General features: G+C 58.6%; 18 protein-coding genes. 2 read left to right on the top strand and 16 right to left on the bottom strand.

The genetic code is table 11. The features are described from left to right. Positions 1–14 precede the first annotated feature (14 nt). The 8 genes from LDN82_RS10005 to LDN82_RS09965 form a co-directional block, all read right to left on the bottom strand. On the bottom strand, positions 15–791 hold the full coding sequence (locus LDN82_RS10005; RefSeq protein ID WP_224167238.1) for an enoyl-CoA hydratase-related protein: 777 nt from the start codon (positions 789–791) through the stop codon (positions 15–17). A gap of 46 nt (positions 792–837) precedes the next feature. Next, positions 838–1632, bottom strand: a complete 795-nt coding sequence (locus tag LDN82_RS10000; RefSeq protein ID WP_224167237.1) for an enoyl-CoA hydratase-related protein — start codon at positions 1630–1632, stop codon at positions 838–840. A gap of 2 nt (positions 1633–1634) precedes the next feature. Next, positions 1635–2831 carry a CoA transferase gene (locus LDN82_RS09995; protein WP_224167236.1) on the bottom strand — a complete coding sequence of 399 codons (1197 nt, stop codon included), beginning with the start codon at positions 2829–2831 and terminating at the stop codon, positions 1635–1637. Between the two features lie 452 nt (positions 2832–3283). Next, complete coding sequence (locus tag LDN82_RS09985) at positions 3284–4441, bottom strand: hypothetical protein (RefSeq protein WP_224167235.1); 1158 nt, start codon at positions 4439–4441, stop codon at positions 3284–3286. Positions 4442–4448: 7 nt separating this feature from the next. Beyond that, a complete protein-coding gene (locus LDN82_RS09980; RefSeq protein WP_224167234.1) occupies positions 4449–5255 on the bottom strand; it encodes an enoyl-CoA hydratase-related protein in 807 nt (268 codons plus the stop codon). Between the two features lie 56 nt (positions 5256–5311). Continuing rightward, entirely contained in the window at positions 5312–6673 is a 1362-nt protein-coding gene (locus LDN82_RS09975; protein WP_224167233.1) for an MFS transporter, read from the bottom strand. Between the two features lie 480 nt (positions 6674–7153). Beyond that, positions 7154–8521, bottom strand: a complete 1368-nt coding sequence (locus LDN82_RS09970) for an LLM class flavin-dependent oxidoreductase (protein WP_224167232.1) — start codon at positions 8519–8521, stop codon at positions 7154–7156. A 191-nt stretch (positions 8522–8712) separates the two neighbouring features. After that, positions 8713–9507, bottom strand: a complete 795-nt coding sequence (locus LDN82_RS09965) for an aspartate/glutamate racemase family protein (protein WP_224167231.1) — start codon at positions 9505–9507, stop codon at positions 8713–8715. Positions 9508–10806: 1299 nt separating this feature from the next. Here LDN82_RS09965 and LDN82_RS09960 point away from each other — a divergent pair. Both LDN82_RS09960 and LDN82_RS09955 read left to right on the top strand, forming a co-directional pair. After that, on the top strand, positions 10807–11943 hold the full coding sequence (locus tag LDN82_RS09960; protein WP_224167230.1) for a helix-turn-helix domain-containing protein: 1137 nt from the start codon (positions 10807–10809) through the stop codon (positions 11941–11943). A gap of 915 nt (positions 11944–12858) precedes the next feature. Continuing rightward, the gene (locus LDN82_RS09955; protein WP_224167229.1) at positions 12859–13179 is read left to right on the top strand and encodes an EthD family reductase; all 321 of its coding nucleotides are present in this window, start codon (positions 12859–12861) and stop codon (positions 13177–13179) included. A 607-nt stretch (positions 13180–13786) separates the two neighbouring features. Here LDN82_RS09955 and mftG read toward each other — a convergent pair. The 8 genes from mftG to LDN82_RS09915 form a co-directional block, all read right to left on the bottom strand. Continuing rightward, entirely contained in the window at positions 13787–15292 is a 1506-nt protein-coding gene (gene mftG, locus LDN82_RS09950; RefSeq protein WP_263422293.1) for a mycofactocin system GMC family oxidoreductase MftG, read from the bottom strand. A gap of 214 nt (positions 15293–15506) precedes the next feature. Further along, positions 15507–16892 carry a mycofactocin biosynthesis glycosyltransferase MftF gene (gene mftF / locus LDN82_RS09945; RefSeq protein WP_224167511.1) on the bottom strand — a complete coding sequence of 462 codons (1386 nt, stop codon included), beginning with the start codon at positions 16890–16892 and terminating at the stop codon, positions 15507–15509. 247 nt (positions 16893–17139) lie between these two features. Then, positions 17140–17832 carry a mycofactocin biosynthesis peptidyl-dipeptidase MftE gene (gene mftE, locus LDN82_RS09940; protein ID WP_263422292.1) on the bottom strand — a complete coding sequence of 231 codons (693 nt, stop codon included), beginning with the start codon at positions 17830–17832 and terminating at the stop codon, positions 17140–17142. Positions 17833–17906: 74 nt separating this feature from the next. Then, complete coding sequence (gene mftD / locus LDN82_RS09935) at positions 17907–19109, bottom strand: pre-mycofactocin synthase MftD (RefSeq protein ID WP_224167227.1); 1203 nt, start codon at positions 19107–19109, stop codon at positions 17907–17909. A 29-nt stretch (positions 19110–19138) separates the two neighbouring features. Continuing rightward, the gene (mftC, locus tag LDN82_RS09930) at positions 19139–20374 is read right to left on the bottom strand and encodes a mycofactocin radical SAM maturase (protein WP_224167226.1); all 1236 of its coding nucleotides are present in this window, start codon (positions 20372–20374) and stop codon (positions 19139–19141) included. Further along, entirely contained in the window at positions 20371–20667 is a 297-nt protein-coding gene (gene mftB, locus LDN82_RS09925; RefSeq protein ID WP_224167225.1) for a mycofactocin biosynthesis chaperone MftB, read from the bottom strand. The genes mftC and mftB overlap by 4 nt, the downstream gene beginning before the upstream one ends. A gap of 19 nt (positions 20668–20686) precedes the next feature. After that, complete coding sequence (gene mftA / locus LDN82_RS09920) at positions 20687–20800, bottom strand: mycofactocin precursor MftA (RefSeq protein WP_224167224.1); 114 nt, start codon at positions 20798–20800, stop codon at positions 20687–20689. A gap of 281 nt (positions 20801–21081) precedes the next feature. Beyond that, the gene (locus LDN82_RS09915; protein ID WP_224167223.1) at positions 21082–22209 is read right to left on the bottom strand and encodes an NDMA-dependent alcohol dehydrogenase; all 1128 of its coding nucleotides are present in this window, start codon (positions 22207–22209) and stop codon (positions 21082–21084) included. Between the last annotated feature and the right edge of the window lie 269 nt (positions 22210–22478).

Genomic DNA, 22478 nt, shown 5'->3' with positions numbered 1-22478 from the left:
GATCAGGACCCTTTCTAGGAGCTCTTTCTAAGAAACTTAGAAACTCCCTCTCTGAATGCAGGAAGTTCAATGAGGACACCCTGCCGCTCCGCTTCCATGTGCAGTTGCTCGCGAAGGGAATTTTCTTCCGCCGAGCTCAGCGCCCGGTAGAGATCGACAAAAGCCTGTCGAGGCACTTCAGCCAGCCTTCGCGCAAGCGACTGCGCCTCCTCAGCCAGGCTTTCATCATCCACACACTTATGAATCAGTCCCATGTCCACTGCCTCTGTCGCGGACAGACGCTCGCCCAGGAGGCATAGCGACAGCGCCCTGGCCATACCGACGTATCGGGGCAAGAACCATGTCGCCCCCATGTCCGGAATCAATCCGAGCTTTGGGACAAAAGGGGCGCTGAAATAGGACGTTCGAGCGGCTACAACGACATGGCATGCCAGGGCGAGCCCGAAACCGCCACCGACCGCAGGCCCATTGACCGCCCCAATGACCGGCACAGGCATCGTTTGAATGGCCTCGACGATAGGAGAACAGACTGAAGTCATGAATTGGCTTACTCCGGCGCCGAAACTGTCTTTTGCCATACGCGAGTCCATGGCGGACAGCTCCGCCCCGGAACAGAAGCCACGTCCGCGCCCAGTGAGAATCAATGCCTTGCTGTGCTTGTCTGCTCTTACCCTGTCCAGTGCGATCTTCAGTTCATCAAGCATCTCGTAAGACATTGCATTCAACGTCTCCGGTGAGTTCAGCACTAACGTATAAACCCCGTCTTCGACAGACGTAATAACTAGATTCAAATGCTCTTCCTCCCGCTACCTAGCGATTTACCCAGCGATCCGGAGACTAACGTCCAACAAATACGGCTGGTCGTTTTTCCATAAAAGCAGTGACTCCCTCCACGAAGTCTTGAGTCCTGCCGAGAGCCGACTGGTGAAATGTCTCTAATTCAAGTTGCGCGTTCAGGTCTTGATGGCAGGCTACGCTCAGAGTCTGCCGCAGTGCAGCAAGCGCTCTCGTGGGCATTTTGGCCAGGTCCTCAGCGAGGGACACGGCATCCTGCACGCACGATTCGCTGACGTCCCAAACGAGCCCCCATTCCTTGGCCCTGTTCGCATCAAGCCGACCACCTGTCATGCACAAGCCCATTGCACGCCCATAACCAATACGGTTGACCAGGGTCCAGGTTGCTCCCGCATCCGGGATCATTCCGATCTTTGTAAACGATTGAACGAAATAGGCGCTGGGATGGGCAATCGTGATATCACAAAGTAGCGCCAGCGACGCACCAGCGCCGGCTGCCACTCCGTTCAAAGCAGCAATCGTTGGAACGCGGAGTTCCTGGAAAAGTCTTACGGTGGGGTTGTAGGACTCGCTGAGCAGTCGACCGGGGTCGATGCGATCGAAAAGACCGGAATCGGGCGTCATGTCGATTTCTGACAAATCAGCGCCTGCGCAGAAACCTCTTCCGGAGCCAGTGACAACCAGGGCCCGAATTTCCGGAGAGGACTGAATCTTCTCCAGCACGTCCCTGATTTGAACGTGCATCTCCGGCGTAAGACTGTTCAACACCTCCGGCCGATTCAACGTAAGAACTGCTACACCATTGGCCTGTTCGAAAAGAACCAGATTATTTTCCATAGTTAACCTCGCACCGCGTCGACATCGGCGTTCGTTGCCAGCGAATACAACTCTTTCAGTACTTCGTCGGTGTGCTGCCCGAGCCGCGGGGCATGCCCGACCTCCGGGGAGCCAGTTGCCCCGAACCTGATCGGTGGTTGCATCTGAATGTAGGAACCTTCTGTCGGGTGTTCCACTACCTTGAAGAACTCCCCGGCCGTGAGATGCGGATCGTCGAGGATGTCTTCGATCTTTCGTACAGGCATGGCCGGCACGTTGATTTTGGTCAGCGCACTCATCCACTCCTCGGTTGTCCGTCCAGGAGTTCGTTCGCCTATTGCCTCGTAGAACCGCCCGACGTGCTGTACCCGTAACAACGAGCCTTCTACAGGCACAGTGGACAGGACTTCCGGGCACTCCAACAGGTCGAATAGGTCATGCCAGTTCTTATCCGTGTACGGCAGGATAGTGATGAAGCCGTCGGATGTTGCAAACGGTTTCCGGTCTTTGTCCACGATGCGCCGGTACCCAATGCTGCCCACTGGCGGCTCATAAGTTCTTTCGAACAAGTGTTCCTCAAGCAGGAAATGAACGAAGCTCTCGAACATGGGTACTTCTACGAATTGCCCCTCGCCCGTCTGATGCTTATGTATCTGTGCAGCAAGAACTGCCTGCACCGCATACAGGCCACTAACTTTGTCAGCCACAATGGTAGGAACGAACTTGGGCTCGTAGGTATTCGAAGTGCTGGCAACCAGGTCGATGAACCCACTCGCGGCCTGGATGGTATCGTCGTAGGCCGGATAGTCGGCATAGGGACCTGCGGACCCGTATCCTACGCAATGGACATAGATGATGTCCGGCGCGTGGAGCGCAACTGATTCGTAGTCAAATCCCAACCGTTGAATGGCGGATCCTCTGATGTTGTGGATGAAGACATCTGCAGAGCGGATGAGATCGATGAGTGTCTGCTTACCTTCAGCCGACTTCAAATCAATAACTACGGAGCGCTTTCCCCGGTTCAATGTCATATGGATAGGACCCATATCTTCGGATTCTTTCGACTTCCCACTCTGCCTGAAGAAGTCGCCGTCCGGAGATTCGACTTTGATAACGTCGGCACCCATGTCAGCAAGCATCTGCGTACAGTAGGGACCAAATACAATGGTCGACAGATCAATGACCTTAAGACCATTCAGCACACCAGAAGCACGCGGCATTCTGAGTACCTCCTAGTTCTCTTTAATAGCCTGACGAGGCTTAGGCGGGTTCAAAAGTAGCGAGCGTAATGTCTTGATCGACTTCGTCGAATCTCACCTTTAGTTTCAGCCCCGCGGTCAGCTCATCTGATTCGGCATTCACAACCCGGGACACTACACGCGGGCCCTCTTCAAGTTGGACAAGTGCTACGGTGAATGGAACGTCGTCCTTAAGAGTGGAGAGCGGAGCCACTATCGTTTCGGTCCAGGTGAACAACTCGGCCCGACCTGAACACTCGTCCCACTCAAGGTCGAAGGAACCACACTGAGCGCACATCTCTCTAGGAATATGGATCCACGACTTACAGTCGACGCATCTCTGAAGGCACAGCTTTCCGCGCCGGAAGTGACTGTAGAACTCATCGGACAACTTGGACGCCGCCGGCTTGATAAATGTAAGTTTTTTTGTCATCTCAGTCATTTCGGAGAACCGCCAATCCACCGTCACCAAAGTCTCCCCACCCTGTCACCAGACCAACCTTTGCATCGGCAACTTGACGGTCGCCGCATTCTCCACGAAGCTGTTTGACTGCTTCATTGATATGGTTCATGCCCCAGATGTGTGCTTCGGAATGAAGCCCGCCATGCGTATTCATGGGCAATTCTCCCCCTAACCGCAAGCGTCCACCCTTCACGTAGTCCTCGACTTCGCCTCTTTCGCAGAAGCCCATTGCCTCGATCTGAAGCAGAGCAACGAAGGAAAAGCAGTCGTATACCTGCATGAAGTCGATGTCGGAATGGTTAACTCCAGCAGCAGCAAAGGCACGAGGAGCGGCGTCACTCAATCCGATTTTGAAGATGTCCTCCCGCGATGAGAAATCGTCTGCCGGGTAGGGATGACCCTCCGCGATTCCGGATATAAAGACCGGCTTCTTGCGGAGATCGCGCGCACGTTGGGGAGAGCTCACGATTACCGCACATGCTCCATCGTTTTCCAGGCAACAATCGAACATCCTAAAGGGCTTTGAAATCCAGCGGGAGTCGTCATATTGTTCGCGGTTCAATGTACGACCGTACATCAAGGCGTTGGGGTTCAACTGTGCATTGGCCCGACTGCTGAGGGCGACTTCTGCCAACGCGTCGGGTGAGGTGCCGTACATGGCCATATGTCGTGTGGCCAGCCAGGCGTACCACTGGACTGGTGAAACGGCACCATGGGGGATGTAGTACGATCCCAGCGAGCCAGCGATGGCTTCGATATTTGTTCCGACTTTGCTGATTCTGCGATCCGTATATCCGTTCCATCCCAAGGGAACCAGTACATTTTCCGCCACACCGCTTGCTACCGCCATCGCTGCGGTTTGAAGCGCGACCACGGGGCTGGCACCGCCCATGAGAACCGTCGACGCGTACTTCAGCTCTTTCACCCCCAGGTTGGCAGCGAGCTGTTCAGAGGTGCTGGCCACGGGTGGGCCCACTATGCCGTCGATTTCGTGCGCTTCGAGGCCAGCGTCGTCCAGCGCGTTCTTCGTCGCTTCGAGAAGCAGGCGAAGTTCTGTTTTCTCCGTGCCTCTGGTGAACTCGGTTTGGCCGATGCCTACAATGCACGCTTTATCAGAAAGTGTGTTCACTTTGTGCCTATCTCCCGACATATAGTGCGGGACGTTTTTCCATGAAGGCGATGGGGCCTTCTTTTGCATCCTCTGAGTTCGCGACTTCGTCCCATGCCTTGTCTTCAAGCACATAGGCATTTTCATAGGTCAGGCCGGAGCTCTGAATAACGGCTTTCTTTGCTGCAGCTACGGCCAACGGGCCATTGGCGCTGATTTCGTTGGCGATCTCCAGGGCCTTGTCCAGGAGGTTGTCCTGGGTGGTTACGTAGTTCACGAGGCCGTATTGGAGTGCTTCTGCAGCTGACATCGGGTTTCCCGTCAGAATCAGCTCCATCGCTTTGGCGAAGGGGATTTGTCGACTCAGGCGGGTGAGTGACCCACCGGCTGGAACGATAGCTCGCTTCACTTCCGGCAGACCGAAGGTAGCGTTCTCCGTACAGACGCGAATGTCGGTTCCTTGAATGAACTCTGTTCCGCCGGCAACACAGAAACCATTGATGGCGGCAATGACTGGTTTGCGGAAGTACGCGCGGAGCATGGCGGTATCACGGACTTTTGGATGCGACTCCAGCAGAAGGGTCTCGTAGTCGTTCTGCGGCGGTTTGGCGCCGGTGAGCACGGGGATGAGTGTGCCAAGGTCACCTCCCACAGAGAACGCTTTGGTGCCCGCTCCCGTCACGACTGCGCATCGAACGTTGCTATCAAGTGACCACGCTGTCCAGGTTTCAGCCATCCTGACAAACATCTCTGCGTCCATAGCATTGAGCTTTTCGGGACGATTCAAGGTCATAATGCCTATGTGTCCGCGCACTTCAGTTTGCAGTACAGACATTTGTGCTGCCTCTCTATTTTCTGGGTTATTGGAAGGCCGGCAGAATAGCCGGGCGGCTAGTGGTCTTTGCCGAGCAAGTCTTTGTCCCTAATGAGCAGCAGGCCGCCAACCGACACCAAGGCTGTGAGAAGGAAGTACCATACCGGGCTGGAGGGGTCTTTGGTCCATGCAATGAGTGAAGATGCAATGAAGGGCGCAGATCCGCCGAAGACGGCTATGGCCACGTTGTATCCGATGGCGGATCCAGTGGACCGCAATCGAACTGGCAGGAGTTCGCTCATCATCGCCATCGGGTTTCCCAGCAGGAGTCCGAACGCGATGGACAGTGCGATCCACGGTGCCAGCAGCGTGCTTGGGGTGGCGGCGGGTGCTGTGAAGAAGAACCACACCATGGCCAGGGCGACGAGTACGGAAGTCAGAACCAGGTAGTTTTTCCGGCGTGCAAACTTGTCACCGATCTTCCCGCTGATCGGAGCAAGGACTATGGCAATCACTCCAGCGAGGACTACATATCCGAACGTGGGGCCCCACTCGAACCCGACAACAGCCGTCAGGTATGTGGTCGAGTACGTCATAACCATGTAGATGGAAGAGCCCATAAAGGTTACTGCCGAAAACACAAGGAAGAGCTGCTTTGGGTGGCGCAGTGTCTCCCTCAGCGGGGATTTGGAGATTCCGTTTTCTTCCTTCAGCGCCTTGAAGTCAGGGGTCTCTTCCAGCTTCGTACGTATGTAGATTGCGAGAAGACCCAGGGGGGCGGCTAACAAGAAGGGAATACGCCAACCCCATGCCGTCATGGCCCCGGCCCCAAGGGCCCAGCTCATGCCATTGGCGACAAACGCGCCGAGAAGGAGCCCTACGATTGATGCCGCTGCAATGACGCTCGTGGCAGATCCCTTGTTTCCCTTCGAGGCATTCTCGGCGATGAACGTGTTGATGGTTCCAAGTTCTCCACCGGCGGAGACTCCCTGAATGAGCCGTAGAAGAATCAATAAAGCGGGTGCCAACAGGCCTACGGCCGCTGATACGGGCAGAAGTCCCATTACTACTGTGCTGCCGCTCATCAAAGTGAGCACGATAAGGAGCGTCTTCTTACGACCAATTTTGTCGGCCATGGGGCCGAAGATGATTCCGCCGATTGGTCGAATGAAGAAGGCCAATGCGAATACAGCGAAAGCGCTAATCACGTTGACCGCAGGGTCACCCGAGGCGAAGAAATTTGCGCCGATGTACACGGCCAGGAAGCCATAGATAGCGTAGTCATACCATTCGAAAATTTGCCCGCAAATCGCGCCAATAAACGCCTTTTTCCGTTGGCTGGAGCTTCGTCGTTCTTCGCTGTAAGCCTGGGGAACTAGCAGTTCTTCCTCAGAGGCACTATGACTGCCACTTGTGATTATACTGTCTTGGTTATTCATGGGTTTCTCCCTTTGATGTTGCTGCGCTGATGTTGAACGCCCGCCCCGACCTGCTGCCGGCTTCGTTCTCTTTGTGGCCGAATACATGACGTTTGCTGGGTTGGAATTCGTCCTCGAATCACTGCCCATGGTTGCGCTGGCCTCATACTGAGCCGAATTGTCCGTGCTTCAAAGGCGTTTTGGTGCTGGCACCGGCCCGCGACGCATTTGTGAGGTGGTTCGTGTGCACGAAACCATTCCTTGGGTGTTTGTTCCTGCTGAGAATCATGGCCCCATGGGCGCTTGCGAAACTGTCCGATTCTGAGCCAGTAAGGACAGTCGCTGACGCGTGTAGCACTAGGGGCAGCTGGAGCCGGTCCCCCACGGGGCCATGCACCGCATTGCGACTGTTGCTAGCCAATCCCACTGCTCGGGATATGGTCTCACCGCCGCGTACACTGTTGGAATCCCTGATGAGTACCGGCCATTCCGGGGGGTTCGCTAGCTGGCTGTAAGCGATCCAATCGGGGTTTCAGACTCAACAGCAGTTCCACGCCGGTATTTCGCCGCGGGGTGCCGATCGTTTACGCGCGGCGATCCGAACCACTTGTCCCTGAGAGTGCCCGGAGCGTATTCGGTCTGCATGAGTCCGCGTCGTTGCAGCTCTGGCACGGCGTAGCGGGCGAAATCGGCGAGTTCGCCGGGACCGTTGATGAAGGAGATGTTGATGCCGTCGATGCCGGATGCCGCCCATTCTTCAATGCAGTCTGCAACCTGTTCCGCTGTCCCTACAACGTGCGGTGTCATTGGTTTCGACACCACCTCACGGAAGGTCCACTCCTTGTTTGGAGCTGCCTCGATGAGTGCACGCAGACCTCCCTGCATCGCGTCTGTTTCCAAGTCACCCAGGGGCGTGTCGAGGTCCACGCCGCTGAGGTCGATACCCATGGCCGAGCTCTGGAACACAAGACTTGCCTCATCGCTCAGGAAGGAGCGCATGACCTCGGCCTTTTGCTGTGCCCCTTCCTCGGTGGCACCGACGATGCAGGATATGGCCTGGAAGACCAAGATGTCATCCGGATCCCGGCCGGTCTCCGTCATCCGAGCGCGAATATCCTCCACGAAGGTGGCAGCACCTCGTGGGCTCTTTGCCGAGATGAAGATTGCCTCAGCATTGCGCGCCGCGAAAGAGCGGCCGTCATTGGAGGAGCCCGCTTGGAACAGAACTGGCAGCCGCTGCGGCGACGGCTCAACAGGCAGAGGCCCCGCAGAACGATAGAACTCGCCGACGTGATCGACGGAATGAACAGCGCTCGGATCGGCGTACACGCCTGTTTCGAGGTCGCGCGTTACGGCACCGTCCTCCCAGCTGCCCTCCAGCAGCTTGTAGAACACATCGACATATTCCTCGGCCCGCGCATAGCGCTCAGCGTGGCTGGCGACTTCCTCGTATCCGACGTTTCGCCATGCCGAGCGCTGAAAGGAAGTGACGATGTTCCATGCGACACGCCCCTCAGTAAGGTGGTCCAGGGTGGCTGCGCGTCGGGCAAAACTGAACGGGTGCTCCTGAATCACGTTCGCACTGAAGGCGAATCCCAGATGCTCCGTGACGGTTGAGAGCGCGGAGACGAGCGAGCTCGGATCGTTGATCGGAAACTGAACGGCGCGCTGTACAGCTGCGTCCCGCGAGCCTGCATAGGTGTCATAGACCCCTGAGTGGTCCGCCCAGAAGATGGCGTCAAACTTTGCAGCTTCGAGTTCGCGCGCCAGTTTCATCCAGGACTTCAACGACCGGTAGTCGTGGCTTGCCGCCAAAGGCTGGTTCCACGGAGAGCCCGGGAACCCCGCCGGAGCATTGGTTGTAAACATACAGAAACGCAGCGGCCGCCCGTCCCGAGTCTTATTTTCATTGCCTTCACGCATTTAAACCCCTTCAATCTGTATCTGATAGTGACGTCTGGATGGTGTCGGCGGGCCTGGCACACAGCCAGGAGCCTTCAACCGGACCACCTTGAAGAGCCGGAATGCGGCCCTCTTGACGTCGGTCGTCGTAAGCGTGGCTAGGACGACAAAGCCGTCGTGGGAACGGTGTGACCTCGAGCGATGATTGCCGATTCCACAAAAATTGCTGCGGACACCAATGGGTTGAGCACGGGGACCCCGAAGAGTGAGCGATTTCCGCTGAGCTCATCCAGCCCCCGGCTCCAAAAGGTGCAGGCAAAGTAGATGACTTCGGCACCATCCTCCTGGACAGCCGCCTTGGCCTGGGCCACGCCCTCCGTGAGCAATGCGGCAGTCATGGCATCAAGGGTCATGTCTCGAAGTCCGTCAGGGTCAACATCGGTAAGGTGCTCGAGCGATTCGAACTCGGGATGCCGGGTGATAGGTACACGGCGAATCGTGAACTCATCGTCCGCCAACCCGTACTCGCGGGCCTTATCCTCCCAAAAGTCCCCGTTTCCCCGTCCCGACAGGCGCGACAGGGGCGCCGAGTAGCTGTCCGGCATCCGCCTCGCCAGGACCGCGACTTTGCCGAAAGAGCGCGACAAATGAATCGCGGCCTCAGTCGGAGCTGAGACCGGTATGTCGACCGCCTCACGCACAACCTTGAGGTAAGGATCCCCGGAACAGGCGATCACCAGACCGTCGAAGCCTTCCGCCTGCGCCCGTTGCGCCTCAGCGACCATCGTCGCCTCGAGGTCTTCGACCGGCCATGGAAGCGGAGGGGCGGCCTCGCCCAGGTTGCGCACCTCGACGGTCGTATCGGGCCTGACATGTCGTGCCACTAACTCGAGAGCGGGCTCATCCATGTAACTCATGCCCCAAGGGTTAAGTAGCAAAATTCGCTGAGACATCGTCGTCTAATTCCTTCGCTTGATTGGCGTTCCATAAAGTCTGTCAGTGGCCCAGCTCATGCGCTTGCACCAACTGTCTGGTATTTGCTGGCGCGGAACCAGACAGATGTCGGATGGAGGAGATCGTCGACTTGGCATCGGCTCAGCCCACAAGGCGTCCTTAGCAGGACGCCAAGCAGTTCCTCACGGCAAGTGATTGTCCCGGGATTTGGCTCACGACGGGTGTGGGCGGCCCGTTGCGACCAATGCGACGGAAGGTGCACTCCCGTGTTAGGACAACTGGCGGTCATCATGGGCATGGGCACGAAGTGAATTGAGGAGCAAGTGCTATGGAGTTTTGTGAGGTCGTTTCCGGTTCGGGCTTCCTGGCGAGTCCAGTCAGTCTCAACGACGGAAGCTTGGTAGTGACCGCTGTCGAGAATGGCATCCGGGTTGTGGTGGACGGGATCTCTGGCAGTACTGAGACCTTGGCTACGGCCAGGGCCGACAACACGAGGCCGTGCGCGGGCCCGACGTAGCTCAGTACTGCGTGTGAAAACGGCGGTGACCTTTGTCCGGCGCAGTTGACTGTAGGCTGGGGGTCCCTCCACTGCCCCTCAAAGCTTTGTCCCTTCAGGCATTCACCCGGTGAAACTCTGGACGGTGGGACCACCGTCGCTCTACACCGAGCGCGACGGCCCCCGGGTTAGGCCAAACGACATTGTTTTAGAAGCCCCTAGGAACACTTCAGAGAAATTGGTTCGGCGGAGGGTCGGCTACGATTCAGGCCGTTGTACTGTGCCAAGGCCGATGGTTCCGCCATAATTAAGCTTGTCCAGAACTCACGGCCACCTTCCTCTGGCCCCACCAGACGGTGTCGGCTATCCCCCGATGGCGCTACCGTTCAGGCTGCCGAACTGGTCTGGCCGTGTCTCCAGTTGGGAGGTAGTGGCGCGTGGTGAGTTTTTTGCTGCACCGTCCAGTTTTTCCCATGGCCCCTGAGGTGCCATGTTTGACTCCTGGCAATCGACGCCGAAGGAAACGTCTGTGTGGCTACGCTTATTATTATGGGTAGTATCACCGTACTGTAACCTCAGGGTGAAATCCTTGCGATTATCCCGCACACCTTACTCAGCCCATGTAACCAACATCTGTCGGGGGCAGGAACTCGGCGTCGCTGACGGCCCTCGGGGCGAGGAGCAGGCGTGCGAGAGTACTGGACTCTCCACCGGATGCCCCTGAACGACTCAGCTCTGAGAGCTTGGCGGTAAACGTATAGGCTTCAACTTTTGAGATTCAGCCCCAACTGCAGGAGAAATTGTGACGGCCAGTCAAGCCCAGCTACTTGCAGACCTTTTGTATGCCCAGTTTGATACGCCGATCCTAATAACATCCGGCGTTGGCAGCATTCTGGCCTTCTCTGAGCAGCCGGCTGACCGCACTGATGCCCCTCGACGTGACGGCATCCTGACCAGCAATCCGTCTCGTGTCCCCGACTGGCTCATGCCTTATCTGGATCCCGACGTAGGCCTCGTCCGCGTACCTGCAAATGAGGAGTTTGATACTCTTGCGCGCACCGTCATTACAATTCGTCACCGGGGCTACCCAGTCGGCTATGTGTTCGCGCTCGACCCCGACCAGACAATTCCGTCCGACTGGCATCTGGAGAACGAACGCACGCTCACAGCACTGGGCTTGGAAATCGAACTCCTAAAGTCACAATCCGATCAGGTCCAACTTGCAATCCGGTCGACATTGAGCCGTAGCCCTGCGACTCACCGGATTGGGGTTGACAGCCTGAGCTCTATGCGGCCGTTCGAAAGATCCACTCGAATTCGCGTTCTCGTGTCCGAACTCAAAGAGAGTCTGTCGCCCGGTGCCCGCCTGATGTGGGAGGGTATTCCACACATAGATGGGGCGTGGGCAGAGATGAACGGCCGGCTCGTCACGATCGTCAATGAGAATGAACGTGCTCCCATGAAAGAGATAAATCGCGTATGTGCCGCTCTGGAACGCAGCACGTACGCTTCAGGAGCTTTCCACGGGGTTGGAGGAGAAGTGCCAGGCTTGGACCTGGCGAGGCAGTCGTATGAGGAGGCGCTGGGCGCTTTGCGTGTGGCCAAGACCCAGCGCGGATCCTCCTCAATTGTTCAATGGGACCGCATGGGCTCGTGGCGAACTCTCGTAATGATCGGTCGCGAACTTGGATTGCGCACCATCGACCCCAGGGTTGCACTTCTTGTCGCTCGCGAAAGCGAGGAGAACATAGCGGTGCTACGAGAGTATTTGGAGCGCAACGGTGAGGTGGACAGGATAGCCGCCGAATTCCACCTCCATCGTTCAACCGTCTACAGTCGGCTTAAACGACTCGAAAGCAAGTACGAGCTTGATCTTAATGACGCGGAAGACAGGCTCACAGTCGTGCTGGGTCTTAGACTTGCCCAGCTCTTCCCCTGATCAGTTCTCAACCAATCTTGGCATCGGATGCGAGAAACAGAATCAATGGCAAGTACCCGTGAAGAAAATACGAACGGCATGGTTCTTCTCTGCGCCCGGATGACGGGCCAAAGCGGCTGCAGCTACACTGCGCGAATCAGGTCACGACGTCGCCGTCCCGGTCGCTCCCGTAGACCATGCGCCCTCGTGGTACCACCACCTCATGCGGACCTCTTGCACGCCTCAGCTCAAGGTCACGGTGCCGTGGTCCTGCTCTGTTGATCCCGAGCGGGCGGCCCGTACCATTATGGGCATTTAGAACAGTACGGAAAGCTCGACGCCGTTGGTCCCGATGTGCCCGGCTGTTGAGTTCGTTGGGGCTACTGGCAAGGGCCACGACCCCCTCAGGGCCGTGGTCCTCGGAGGCTTGGGCGAAGCATCGGAAACGCTGGACCCCTTGCCGCAGACGGAATGGTCGCCGGAAGGCCACATAGGCGAAATACCACGGTCGCTCCGCACATGGGAAACGCGGCCGACATCGGCATTGAACACAGCCGCAGACTGACCAGCTACTCTCTCGCCGGCTTACCCAGACTCCTGCGTAGAACGATGCAATGGCCAGCATCAAGCCAACAACCCAACTCGAATCAGCCTGCGCGGCGATGGCATTGGTCTCCTCTCCCTGGACACCGCCCAAAAAGTGCCGGCAAATCAGATTATCCTCGTTGCCCAATGGCCGGAACAGTCAGCACGCTGTCCGTTCTTATCATTCTTCGTGGTTCCGGAAGTCAGTAAGGTTGGCCACACACGATATCGACGTTGTGGCCGCAAAGGGCTCCGTGCCTACGGATGCCCAAGCGTGCACAAGGATCGCTTCTGGAACTTTGGGCCCAGAGCGCCGACCGTGTTCCAGTCAGACCCGAGGAGAAAAGAACCATGCACAAGCTCATCGTCCTATACCCAGAACCGGCTGACCGCGGTGCTTTCATCGAATATTACGAGTCGATCCATTTGCCGCTCGCGATGAAGCTGCCGGGGTTGCGTTCCTGGCGATACTCAACAAACATCTCGCCGGACCCCGAAGGCCGCCCTACTCCCTACTTCGCGATTTTCGAGGCCGAGTTTAATGACGTCGCGGAACTCCAGGCTGCGATGGCCTCACCTGAAGGGCAAGCAGTTGCTGCCGACGTGCCCAATTACGCCACAGGCGGCGCCCTCGTCCTCGACTATGGGCTTTCGGGCGGCAGCATGGCCTGACCCGGGCAATTGCGGTGCGGCACTAAAGGACAAGCAGGTAGGTCTTCGTGTTACGTCCGATCCACGAGGTGCTGACCCTTCCTTCGGGTGCAGGCTTGGAACTTTGTGTCGGGCTTGAGAGGCCCAGTGCCCGCAGACTATAGGCGGCTGAGCCTTCTAGCGGTTGTCAACGACTGAGTTGTTAGCGGTCGGCCTGGCCCCCTGACAGCGATGACCCACTCATAGCTGCCTGTCGACGGTACGCAGGGCGTGGTAGGCGCAGGGGCTGAATGGGGCGACTTCTTTCTGGAGGGTGCGCGAGTAGTCGGGCCAAAAGGGTGTTCAGCTGGTTGTTGCGGGGATCTATGTACCGAGAGTTGCAGCCGGTGAGCCAGACAATGGTGGAGGCACGGCGGTCTTCTGCGGCGGGGGTTACCTCTAATGCAGGGATGTGGTTGACGGACATGTGGTCAAGTGCCTCTAGAACGTTTTCCACTGGATCTCGAGCATTAGACCTGGGAGTCATGACCGATGCCGGTGTTAGGTCCGCCCAAGACGAAGACGCTGACAACGACCGTGGCCCGGCTGACGCTGACATGCTGGTCGCAGCGCTCGTCTTGCCTCTCCCCTAGATGAATTCTGCTATCCGCTCCCCAATGAGTACTGCCACGGCCGCGGGGCCGCGGGTGGGTGTTGTCGGCAGAATTGATGTGTCGGCCACGCGAAGCCCTGTGACACCGTGAACGCGGCCGTATTGGTCCACTACGGAGTCAGGGTCGCTCGGGGATCCGAATTTCGCGCTGCCGCAAAGATGGAAGGCCGTCCCCAGATGGGACCGCATCCAACCATTGAGTCGCCTGTTGTTTTGCAGGATTGGCTCCGCTAGTTCCGTCAGCTCCTTAAAAATAGGGCTGAATGCCTTTGACCGAAGGAGGCCGACGGCGGTGCGGACCGCCTCGCGCATGCGTCTGAGGTCGGTCGCCGTGGAGAGATAGTTGAAGTCGATTCGCGGTTGCACAGCAGGGTCTGCAGATTCCAGGGTTATCTGACCTCGCGACGTCGCAGCCTGAAGTGAAACGAGAAAAGCTAGGTCTCCCCATTTGAGGGCGTCTGGAGCGTTGGGTGATTCATTCACTGGAGATGCCGGACTGCCGGTCAGCATGTAGCCAATTGGTTTGAGAAGTGGAAGTATCTCCAGATCACCAGGACAGGGTGAACCTCTGGAGGTAAAGCTGAGGACGTCAGCCATGGATTGTGTCGTGTCATAGTCGACCACCGGGACTTTGGATCGCCAGCTGATAGCGAGACTGGGATGGTCACTGAAGCCCTTACCGACGCCGGGCAGGTGCTTGATTATGGGGATGTGGAATCGGTTCAGTTCGGTTTCAGGGCCCAGTCCGGACAGCAGCAGGATATGTGGCGTTTTCACCGCCCCCGCGGAAAGAACGACTTCGTTTGCTTGGATCGTGAAGACTGCTCCGTCGCGTAGGACTTCGACGCCTATCGCTTGGGTACCTGCAAACAGCACCCGACGCACGACAGAATTTCCCTCGACCGTGAGGTTCCGGCGGTCGCGTGCAGGATTGATGTAAGCCATTCCGGTGTTGATTCTCAAGCCGCGGATGCTGTTTGATGGCACGGGTCCGTAGCCGGGTCCATCGCCACTGTTCTTGTCCTGTTCCGCTGGGAAGCCCAGCTCTTTGACGGCCCGCTGAAAGGCTTTTGTCACGGCATGGTCTTGCGGCGGGCGCGATACGGTTATTGGACCAGTGCCTCCATGCATGTCGCTCTCGCCGTATTCCAGGTCGTTTTCCAATTTTTTGTAATAGGACAGGACTTTGTCCCACGCCCACTCCTCATTTCCTCCCGAGGACCAGCGGTCAAAGTCTTGTTTCGGTGCCCGGATGAAGTAGGTTCCGCTGATCGCGGTTGATCCGCCCAGAATGCGGCCTCGGGCAATAGAGTAAGGCAAGTCTGGCGTGAGGTGAACCGCGAATGACCAGTTGTGGGGGTAACCGGGGAGGGCTCCTTGGACGGTCCCGGCATCGAGCAGCTCTTGCGGGAAGGACTCCGTGTTGTCGGGGACTGGGCCTGCTTCGAGCAATAGCACGGTTCGTTGCGGGTCCTCACTCAAGCGGGCCGCCAAGGGAGCGCCTGCGGCGCCGGCCCCAACCACCAGGACGTCGTATCTCACGCTGGCGCTCTTATCCCTGTGCACATGATCACCTCGTTCATCCTGTTTGATTCTGCATTCCGTCCTTTTGGCTGCTGGGGCACCTGATTCTGATCCCCAGCGCGGCTGTCAATATCACTTCGAACCTGATGGCATAGCAGTGAAACATTGGGCATCAGTTGGGGTTCTTCCGGATGTCGGGCAGCAGGCAACGGAGGGACGGGCCTCGCAGTGCGCTGGACCAGACGCCGGTCCCGTATGCCAAATCGTCCAGACGGCGTGCGGCCGCAAACCGAAAAAAATCGAGTCGAGGGCGGGTGCGGCGGTACTCCCAGACCGCGTCCAGTACGCAAGCAACGGCGAGGGCGCGGCGCAACCTGCGGGAGAAGATGCTCGCCGCGATGGCAAGCGGCCACCAGTGGCGGACCAAGAGGGCCATGGTCTGCGTTTGTGCTGCAAGTACTCCGCGTGCAGTCAGACTGGCAGCAATTCGGCCCGGATGCTTGCTTCTGCCGAGCCTCTTGGAGATTTGCCACCCGGCGAAGGCAGAAATCGCTCCTGCTGCCGGAACCGACCACGAGCGCTGGCACAGGAGCACAGCGACGACGACGACAGACCAGGGTGCGAAGACAGCTGGTGCAATAGCTTTCGGGTGCCGGAGAGAAAGGGCGTGGGCGGAAGTTCCATAGAAGGCTTTGCGGGACAACCAGCTCCTAATTGATTGCCGGTGCTCGTGCCACACTTTGGCCTCTGGTTCGAAGCGGACCCGCCACCCCTGTTCAACCAAGCGCCAAACGAGGTCAACGTCCTCCCCGACACGGCTGGCTGAGGTGAATCCTTCACCCAGTGCGTCGGTTCTGCCCAAGAGAAATGCACCTGGAAGCCACGACACCGGGGACCGGGGCCGAACTATTGCCGGGAAAGTGCCCAGATCGAGCGAGGATCTTGCCTCTTCGTACCGCTCGATCCAGTTCATGCCCTTTCCGTCGTCCCAGCCAAGTACGCGGGGACCGGCCAGAGCCACATACGGGTCGTTAAAGTGTTTCAAAAGGAACGGAATAGTGTCGGAATTGAGCACAACGTCGGAATCGGCGAAGGCTACGTATGGTGTGGTCACGTGCTTAAGGCCCTCGTTGCGGGCCTGTGCCGGGCCGCTGTTGGACGATAGGCGGACCAGGTGTACGCCGTGCTGCTCTGTAATGTCCCGGATCGCCGCTGGGTCAGGGGAAGCGTCGTCGACGACGATAACCTTGTACTTTTTTCCGATGCTGGTCAGCAACCTGGCCAAGGCGAGCGGGCGCCCGAAGGCTGGAACGACGACCGTGACGGAAGAAGTGTCAAGCTCAGGCAGCGATTCGAGCACGGGATCAGCCATCCCGCTTTCCAAGAGGCTGTCCACCAAGAGGCCCGTAGGAGTGTCTGAGACGACTGCTGTCCTATCGAGGATCATTCTGCTGGCACGTTCTGTGAGGTAAAGAACCCGCGTCGGGGAACCTCCGATGAGCTCCCTCCCCCTGCCAGCGAATTTTGCTCGTCGGTTCAGTCTTACCGTGAAGCCCATAGGGAGTTGATGTCGCTTAACCGTCACGATCGCTCACCCACGACACTGGGCATCACGTCGCCAACATGACCTCGTCGGTGAATCTCGCCGTCGCAGCCAACGTCCACGAATTGTCGAGAAAGCGTCATTCCATCTGGGATGTTCGGGGGCATGAGGTCGGTCGTCATTGGCTTAGTCGACACGGGGACTCCTTTCTTCAGAAGCCAGCAGCACGATTATTTTTCGAGGTTAAGCAGGCAGGGAAGTTTCAACCCGGCTTGCTCGAAGTCAACCCCCTTGCCTGTGGCTCATTGACCGCAAGCATCCCGTTCCGGCCTAAGGCGCCCGCGATTATTCGGTGGGCAGCGTCCTGAACCATCAGGTCCAGCAATCGGACACCCTCGGATGCATGTGCCCCGCTCGGCTTGCCCAGAACGCCGGAGGAAGAGACAGCAGCGACACCCCCGGTAAGCAGCGCCGGCATAAGTTCATGGAGGGGACGAAGCTCGCCGGCTTCAGACCGTTCCAGTCGGACCGCGCTTGGATTGAGGTGAAGCATCAGGGAAGTCTCCGTCCTGCCGGCATGCAGGTCAGCGCCCGGGACAAGGCATGGTAACCAAGCGACGCTGTGCCGCTCTTCTTGCAGCTGAAGCACCGCCTTTGAAAGGGCCGGGACGTTGCCGCCGTGGGCGTTAACAAAGATGATGCGGCCCGCCCAGGTGGAGAGGGAACGGACCAGCTCGACGATCAGGAGACGCAGTACTTCCGTTCCGATGGACACTGTGCCTGGGAAAGACTGATGCTCCCCGCTGGAGCCGTAACTGACCGCCGGAGCAACCACCACCGGACCCTCAACCTTCAGAGCCAATGCATGGGCAACCGTGGTTGCTATCACCGAATCTGTATCCAGGGGCAGGTGGGGACCGTGCTGTTCGGTGGACCCAACCGGGACGAGCACCATTGGTCTGTTTGGAACATCGGGCCAGGTGAGACCCCCGAGTCTGTGCTGCTCGCCACGTCTGTGCTGATTGTGGATCACGAATACGTTGTCACAGGGACGCCCAGCTCCCGGACAAACCCCGGAGGGATGACAAGGTGTTCAGGTCGAAGGTCCTGCACTGACGGGACGCTGAGTCCGAGCAGGGAGGAGTCGATACCGCAGCGCAGGATGTCCAGGACGTTTTCCACTCCCGCTTGCCCATTGGCGGAGAGCCCCCACAGGTATGCGCGGCCGATCATGACAGCACGGGCTCCGAGGGCCATGGCCTTGACGACGTCACTGCCGCGGCGGATGCCGCCGTCGAGCACGATTTCCACCTGGTCGCCCACGGCGTCGGCGATCGACGGCAAGACGCGGATAGGGGCCGGTGTGCTGTCCAGGTTGTTGCCTCCGTGGTTGGAAACGGAGATGGCGGTGAGGCCAGCGTCGACGGCGCGCAGCGCGTCATCCACACGGGAAATACCTTTCAGCATCACGGGGCCGCCCCACTCAGAGACGATCCATGCGATATCGTCCCAGGTCGGCGGCGGGGTCTGCATCCATTCGTAGTAGGCACCGAAGAAAGTGGGGCCCTTCTCCCCCGCGGGGGCGAGATTGGGTGCGGTCAGGTCGGGCAGGCTGCGGGCGAAAGACGCAAGCCAGCGCGGCTTGAGCATTACTTCGGGGGCAAGCCTGATGGCGGCTTTAAGGTTCACCTTTTCTGGGATCTCGGGGCTGCCCCAGTCGCGTCCCATCGAGAAGGACCAGTCGGTGGTGACGATCAGGCCTTTGGCGCCAGCAGCACGCGCCCGGTCCATGCGGCTTACCATCTGCTCCCGGGTTCCGGTCCAGTACATCTGGTAGAACGTCTTTTCATTCGCGGCCGTCACCTCCTCCACGGGTCTGGACGCGAAAGAGCTCAGGCCGATGATGGTGCCTCTCGCGGCGGCTGCCCGGGCAACTGCAACCTCGCCGTCCGGGTGCACGGCTTGTACTCCTGTCGGGGAGATCATGACCGGAAGTGAAATGTGCTGGCCCATTACCGTCGTGGCCAGATCACGCTGCGCGGGCTGGCCTACGACATGGGGGGCGAAGCCGAGTTCGCCGAAGGCGGCAGTGTTGTCATCGAGTGTGAGCCCGCGTTCGGAGCCTGCCACAAGAGCGGCATACACCGACGCAGGAAGGCGTTTTTTGGCCCGGCGCTGTGCCTCGGCCACGGATTCGAACCAGGGGTTCTGTGCCCAAGGATTCTTGATCATGATTGCCTTTCAAGATGTTGCAGAACTCGCTACGGCTGGAAGCCGGCGAGGGGGCTGGCGGCGCAAGCGGATACGGGAGGCGCCGAGATGTCCGGCTTGGTGAGGCTGAGTTGGACCATGACGGGCTGGGCTCGCTTCGGTAGGGCCACGCGTGAATGGTCCTGACCGGGCTGGGGCCGGCTGCGCTCGCCCGCCAGGGCAGCTTCGCCGTAGCCTTGAACGCACTCGGGGTCGGGGCCGTCCAGCGGCAGTCCGGTGAAGAACTTCGCCGCCATGCACCCGCCGCGGCAGCTGTCGAAGAACGCACACTTGGTGCACGCCCCTGAGGTCTGTGGCGAGCGGAGTTCGGTAAACAGTTCTGATTCCTGCCAGACCGTCTTGAATCCCCCTTCGTCGAGCACGTTTCCGGCATGGAAGGTTTCGTGAATCGCGAACGGGCACGCGTAGACATCGCCCACCGGGTCGATGAGGCACACGACCCGGCCCGCGCCGCACAGGTTCAGCCCGGGCAGGCTTTCCCCGAAAGGCGCCAGATGGAAGAAGGAATCACCGGTCAGGACGTTATCCCCGTTGGCGGTCAGCCAGTCATAGATGATGCGCTGTTGTTCGGGCCGGGGATGCAGCTCATCCCAAACGTCAGCGCCCCGGCCGGAGGGGCGCAACCGTGTCAGGCGTAGCGTGGCACCGTGCTCGTCTGCGATGCGCTTGAACTCATCAAGCTGGCCTACGTTCTGGCGCGTGACGACGACCGAGACTTTCGCATCTTTGAAACCCGCTTCGTTGAGGTTTTTCAATGCCTGGATTGCCGTGTCATAGGATCCAGGACCACGGACGTAATCATTGACCTCGGCGGTGGCTCCGTCGAGCGATATCTGAACGTCCACATAGGGCGTGGACGCGAGGAATGCCGCTTTTTGCTTGTCGATCCGGATGCCGTTGGTGGAGAATTTCACGCCGACCTGGTGGTCGACTGCGTACTGGAGCAGGTGCCAGAAGTCCGGGCGGACGGTCGGCTCGCCGCCGCCGATGTTGACGTAGAAGACCTGCATGCGCTGGAGCTCGTCAATCACGGCTTCACACTGCTCCGTGGTCAACTCGCGTGGATCCCGCCGACCCGAGGACGACAGGCAATGAACGCAGGCCAGGTTGCAGGCGTAGGTCAGCTCCCAGGTAAGGCAGATCGGGGCGTCGAGGCCGAATTCAAACTGGTCCACCAGGGACCCGCCCGTCGGGCGTGCCACAGGTGTGCTGATGCCGTTAATCATTGGTTTTTTCCTTCGCTGGCGCGGATCATGTCGGTCGCGGCGAGACTGTGCAGCGCAGCAACATACGCGGACCAGTGGGCTTCGGGCACGCCTGACTGCCGCAGCGCGTCGCGAACTGTCGCGCTGTCTTCCAAGGACCGAATTATCCTGACGAGTTCGGGTTTCTTGAGGAAGGTGAGCTTGCGGTTCCCGAAGTGATAAGCCATGGCACCGAACGGTTCCGGCCTTAACGCAACGGCCGGTGACAGCACCCATCCCTCATCAAGCATGGTGTCTGTGCTGGTTGGCGTCATTGTCTTTTCCCGGATGCGCTTAGTAGACGCCACACATGCCATCGATGGACACGTCCTCGACGAGATCTTCGATGACAAGGTTGGCCTCGTCTGGGGTGGTGACGCTTTCAAGATTGGGGTTTACGTATTCCACAGCTTCTTCTCCTATATGGACCGTCTCGGAATTTCGACGAATTCAAAAACCACTTGCGTGAGGGGTACCGGCCGACGCGCGTCGCCATGTCTGTTGGATCCCAGGCGGTTCTCTTGGGCAGAGATTCACCGCGCCGCCGCAATCTCCTCCCCAGTAGCGGATTGACCACGGGAATGAACTCAGTACTCGTCGACGGGTGCCACCCGCCATTGATGTAATGCTTGTCGTAAAAGTGATATCAGCTACTCGCTTCTTCGAGAGTCGGTGGGCAGTGCGCCAGCTTAGTAATCCGCTTCGGTGTAGCGAATGACGCCGCGAAGGTTCTTGCCGTCACGCATGTCCTGGTAGCCCTGATTAATATCCTTGAGGCTGTAGGGCGTAACTAGCTCATCGAGCTTGAGATTTCCGGCGCGGTACTGCTCAAGCAGACTCGGGATTTGGGTCCGTGGGCTGACGCCGCCGAAGACTGCGCCCTGGACACGCTTCTGCAGCAACGTCAGCTCGAACAAATTGAGGGAGACCTCGTTAGCGGCATAGTGCCCCATTGCGGTCACCACGACCTGGCCGCCCTTGGCCGTAAGCGAAAGCGCCTCCTGAATGTGTTTCCCCTCGATCTCACCCATTGTCAGCACGACCACTTGAGCGAGACGACCCCAGGTGAGGTCGGGCAGGGCGGCCTGGGCATCAGCCATAGAGTCGAAGACATGAGTCGCGCCGAACTCCAGAGCCTTCTTCTGCTTGAACGGCACTGGATCGACGGCGACCACGTAGCGCGCCCCGGCCGCTGCCGCGCCCTGTACGGCATTGATTCCGACCCCGCCCACCCCAACGACTACGACTGTATCGCCTGGCCTTGTACCGCCGATTGCAGTGGCCGATCCCCAGCCGGTTGAAACGCCGCATCCAAGCAACGCCGCAGCCTCGAGGGGGATGTCTTTCTCAATCTTGATCACTGACGCCTGGTTGACAGTAACGTAAGGCGCGAAGGTGCCAAGTAGACACATTTGCAGCAGCGGCCGGCCATCGCGGGTCTTGACGCGGAATGACCCGTCACTGATGGCCTTGCCTGCAAGCAGTCCAGCCCCCTCGTCGCACAGGTTCTGCATCCCGGATGAACAGGGACGACAGGTACCGCAAGCCGGGAGGAATGCGAGTACAACATGGTCGCCCTCTTCAAGGCCGCGAACGCCAGAGCCGACCTTCGTAACCACGCCCGCACCTTCATGTCCGCCAAGAATCGGCAGAAACGGGACGGGGCTTGAACCGGTAGCTAAGTGCTCGTCAGAGTGGCACAGCCCGGACGCGGCAAGACGGACCTGCACTTCACCCTCGACAGGATCGCCCAATTCGATCTCTTCGATCTGCCACTCGGCGCCGATCTCGTGCAGAATGGCGGCTTTAATCAACATAGATGATCTCATTTCGATGGAAGAAGGGACACAACCGGGAGCACCGCAGTCCTGGGAGGCGATGACGAGGTGTGATGCAGTGGCCTGAGCACCACGATGTTGCGTGGAGTTCTTGGATGTGACTCACGTTACTGAGCGACCAGACGATGCGGAATGTTTAGAGCGGACAGGATGTTGGCCGTTCCGGCCACAATCCTGTGCAGTCCGAGACCATGCCTCGGTGTTGGCGACTGTCTGCAATGACGACCTCTAAGTACACCCAGTCCTTA

Source organism: Arthrobacter sp. StoSoilA2 (assembly GCF_019977195.1).
Lineage (GTDB): Bacteria > Actinomycetota > Actinomycetes > Actinomycetales > Micrococcaceae > Arthrobacter.
The sequence above is the reverse complement of the archived record's forward strand: the minus strand, read 5'-3'. Positions and strand labels throughout refer to the sequence as shown.